3 protein-coding genes are annotated in these 3,902 nt (G+C 44.4%); all 3 read right to left on the bottom strand.

Annotation, left to right across the window (positions count from 1 at the left end; genetic code table 11):
* Window positions 1-45 precede the first annotated feature (45 nt).
* Window positions 46-1,842, bottom strand: a complete 1,797-nt coding sequence (locus K8S15_07430) for a response regulator (GenBank protein MCD4775867.1) — start codon at window positions 1,840-1,842, stop codon at window positions 46-48.
* A 3-nt stretch (window positions 1,843-1,845) separates the two neighbouring features.
* Complete coding sequence (locus tag K8S15_07425) at window positions 1,846-2,985, bottom strand: FIST C-terminal domain-containing protein (protein MCD4775866.1); 1,140 nt, start codon at window positions 2,983-2,985, stop codon at window positions 1,846-1,848.
* Window positions 2,986-3,169: 184 nt separating this feature from the next.
* Entirely contained in the window at window positions 3,170-3,481 is a 312-nt protein-coding gene (locus tag K8S15_07420) for a hypothetical protein (protein ID MCD4775865.1), read from the bottom strand.
* Between the last annotated feature and the right edge of the window lie 421 nt (window positions 3,482-3,902).

The following is a 3,902-nucleotide window of genomic DNA, read 5'->3' as shown; positions in this document are numbered from 1 at the left end:
CCTTGATGCAGGAATCTCGTTCTCCCGAAGAGTTCACTTCGGAACTTACTCTTGACGGTAATGACTCCTCTTTTTTGGAAGCCACTTATCCAATACATCGGCAAGAGCCTGAATACTCACAGGCTTGGAAACGTAATCATCCATGCCTGCCTTCAGACATTTCTCCCGATCGCCATGCATGGCATGGGCGGTCATCGCTATGATAGGGATCTTCCCGTTGAGCGCCGAAGTCTTAGGATCGCGAATGCAACGCGTTGCTTCGAACCCATCCATCTCGGGCATCTGAACATCCATCAGCACCAGATCGAACGGTATTGACTCAAGAACTCTAAGCACCTCAACACCGTTCGCAACTACCTCTGCAGCAAAACCGAGCTTCTTCAATATACCAACAGCAACCTTCTGATTGACTATGTTGTCTTCCGCCACAAGTATACGTGCGCTCGAAGAACGAATCTCACGAATCGAATGCCGCGTAACTATGGTATGCTCTTTCCTGATGACTTCATGAGCCAGTACTTTCGAAATGCAGTCGAATAGATCCAACTGCTTCAAAGGCTTAGTCAAGTAAGCAGCAAAACCTATGTCTTCCGCACGCTTGGCATCACCACGCATCCCTAAAGAGGTCATCATCATAAGACGTGTGTTTTTCAGCGCAGGGTCGGACAGAATGTGCTTACCCAGGGTTTCGCCATCCATGCCGGGCATCTGCATATCAATGATGGCAGCTTGAAACGGATCCCCCTCTTCGACAGCCTCACGCAGAAGGTGCAGAGCCGTTTTGCCTCCCTCCGCATCCGCTGTTCGGATATCCCAGGCACCTAACTGAGCCAGCAATATTTCCCGGTTGGTTGCGTTATCATCCACTATCAGAATGCGAGATCCGCGCACATCAGCTGGTGGAAGTATCTTGAGCTCCTGTACCGGCTGCTTGGAAAACCGTGCCGTGAACCAGAACTCCGAACCTTTACCCTCTTCGCTCTCTACACCGATCTTACCGCCCATCAGCTCTACAAGCTGCTTCGAAATGGCAAGGCCTAATCCTGTGCCTCCGAATCTGCGAGTTGTAGAGGTATCTACCTGAGTAAACTGTTCAAAAAGAATATTCTTCTTGTTCTCCGGGATGCCCAATCCGGTATCGCACACTGAAATTCGGATCAGAACTTCATCCTCCGTTTCCGATTCCAGACTGGTTCGAATAGCCACTTCACCCTCTGACGTGAACTTTATGGCGTTGCCTGTCAGGTTAGTAAGAATCTGCCGTAAACGACCGGGGTCTCCTCGAAGATGAGATGGAACAACGGGCGATGAAGCACAGATAAATTCCAATCCCTTTTCAAACGCCTTTAGAGCCATCATCTCGGCGAAATCTTCTAATAGAAAGAGAAGGTCGAAATCGAGGATCTCCATCTCCAGCATACCCGCCTCGATCTTGGAAAAATCTAAAATCTGGTTGATTATCTCCAAAAGTGACTCACCGCTGGATCGAACAGTCTTGGCAAAACTCCGCTGCTCATCATCAAGATCAGTACTTAATAGCAGACCAATCATACCTATAACACCGTTCATCGGTGTCCTGATTTCGTGACTCATATTCGCAAGAAATGCGCTTTTAGTACGATTGGCGATCTCTGCGAGTTCTTTTGCTTTCTGGAGGTCCAGGGTTCTGGATTTGACTTTTTCCTGTAGAAGGATAGTTCTTTCAAAAAGAGAATATGAACTCCCTGTGGACTGAATACTTTTACTAACTCTCTTTTTTAGTGCAGCTGTTATTTTTTTCTGTTTTTCAAGTTTCTTTTCCAGGTCTATTATTTGCGATTTCAGGTCATCTATATCGTTCATAAGTCAAACCTTTGAAGAATGATATCCTATAGTTACTCCTGTTAGTGTTTGATTGACATGTAATGAGTTGAACTGCTCACCAAACGTACTGAATCCTATGAATTTGATCTTTCGGAGTTCATCTTCAACATTCTTACTCAGCGTCTTTTCCATAATTTCCAGACGCCTCAGAATGCAATCGAAACCTATAGTCAACTCGATTTCAGAGAAATCAGTTTCCAACTCCTTGACCTTTTCCTTTAGAGTATCAACAATTCCAACACCCTTTGCCACTATCAAGGGCAATCCTTCGTCAATAGCGCAGAAGAAGGTCAAGCTGCCATCGTCATTTGTTTTTTGTATTGAGCGGACATACCAGTCTTCTCCGATCTGCAGCATGACCGGGTACATGGCGAATATCTGGGAAGTTAACTCTTTAACATCCAGACCGATGATTTTTGCAAATTCCTCCCCGGCAGGCCCTCCATCTATTTCATAGACTATCCTTTGTGATGGATCTGCCTCCGTAATGACCATGTCCTTTTCCGATGGAACGAAGTGCTGTATTTTAAATGTTTCGAAATCCAGAGAAGTTTCTATTAGTGAAAAGACTGCTGCATCTGAAATGAATTCTCCTTTGAAATATACTCTTGTTTCGGTAAAATTCAGGCTATCTCCGGCTGAAGCGCCGATCAAGGATACCCCTTTAAGAACATTATGCAAGGTGGCGGTAATCATTTCCTCCAAAACAGACAGACCATCAATTAATAATAAGCCAAACATCTTATTGGGATCAAGTGTAGCTGAAAGTGTTAACTCAGATGATAGAGTGTCTGTTATTTCTTGAGCGGATGCGATATCAAATCCTTTGAGCGGAGTAATCATATACGGGTGCAATCTAAACACCTTCGATGACAAACTTACGGCGACCATTCCGCCATTTATGTACCTGGTGCCTATTTCACCAGCAGTCGTACAACCAATAACCGGGCAGGAAAATGTCTCGTTCATTTCGCAAGCCAACTTGTCCAGGTCATAGTCCGCTGAGCAGAAAAAGATTACACCTCCCATCTCTTCCTGGTAAATACCCTCAAATAGTTCTCTAACAGCTGCTTTTTCGTCTGTTGTAACGACTTCAGCAATTCTCGTGAATTGATTTTTCATGTTTACTTCTTACCTTAATGAGAGACAGAAAATGTGATTTCCTTTGCTTCAAATCCTCGAATTCTCCTTTGGAGAACCTTTTTCTACGCATTCGTAGTCAATCTACCATAGAGGTAGTTCAAGTATAACACCACTAAATACTCTCAATATTCAAATTGCATGATATTGAAGCTGTGGACTAATGTCAAATTCCGAAGTAGCTGTCGGATACTGCTGAATAGTAGAACTCCCGCAGGTAATCACCCCCGGCGCTGTAGAACATCACGGTCGATACAGATTGGTCCAGCACCCCGATTGTGCCGTCCGGGAAGACGCACCTGCCCCAGATGTCACCGAACACATAGCAGGAGTCTCCCATTTCCACCCCGATGGAATCGTAAGTCACCAGGTAATGAAGGGTATCCGCCGAAGCTACCTCGACCGGTTCCGATTCCCCCGTATCGCTTCCGCAGGAGCAGAGCAGTGCAAGCATGCAGATTGCAGCAACCGTTTTCATAACGACTCCCTTATCTACTTAGTAAGCGTTCAGCAGGATTCCCGAGTTCCAGATTGTCATTAGTATTACATGTGCTTCCAGTGAAAATCTGCAGGAAAGCATGTTTGACCAGGCTTGTTTCGTGCAGTATGGTCAGTTTCAAGCAGAGAAATCGGGTGATATTGAGACAGACATGCTGTTTCGAGAAAATTCCCGGAACGGCTTGAAATCAAGATTCCGATTGCTCAACTTCAGATGTTTGTAAAACATTATATGAAAAACTGTTCCATAAATAAGTAAGTTATCTATTGCAAGTAAGTTAAAGATTTTAATGAGGAATTAGTAATGTTTGAATTAAAAACTGAAAGATTGAGACTAATAGCTTTAAACCTGGAGAATTTAAGGTTATTCATTGAAAATCGACAAAAGATGGAGAAAAATC

The sequence above is a fragment of the Candidatus Aegiribacteria sp. genome, assembly GCA_021108005.1.
GTDB lineage: Bacteria > Fermentibacterota > Fermentibacteria > Fermentibacterales > JCC-6 > Aegiribacteria.
This window is presented reverse-complemented; position numbering and strand designations above follow the sequence as displayed.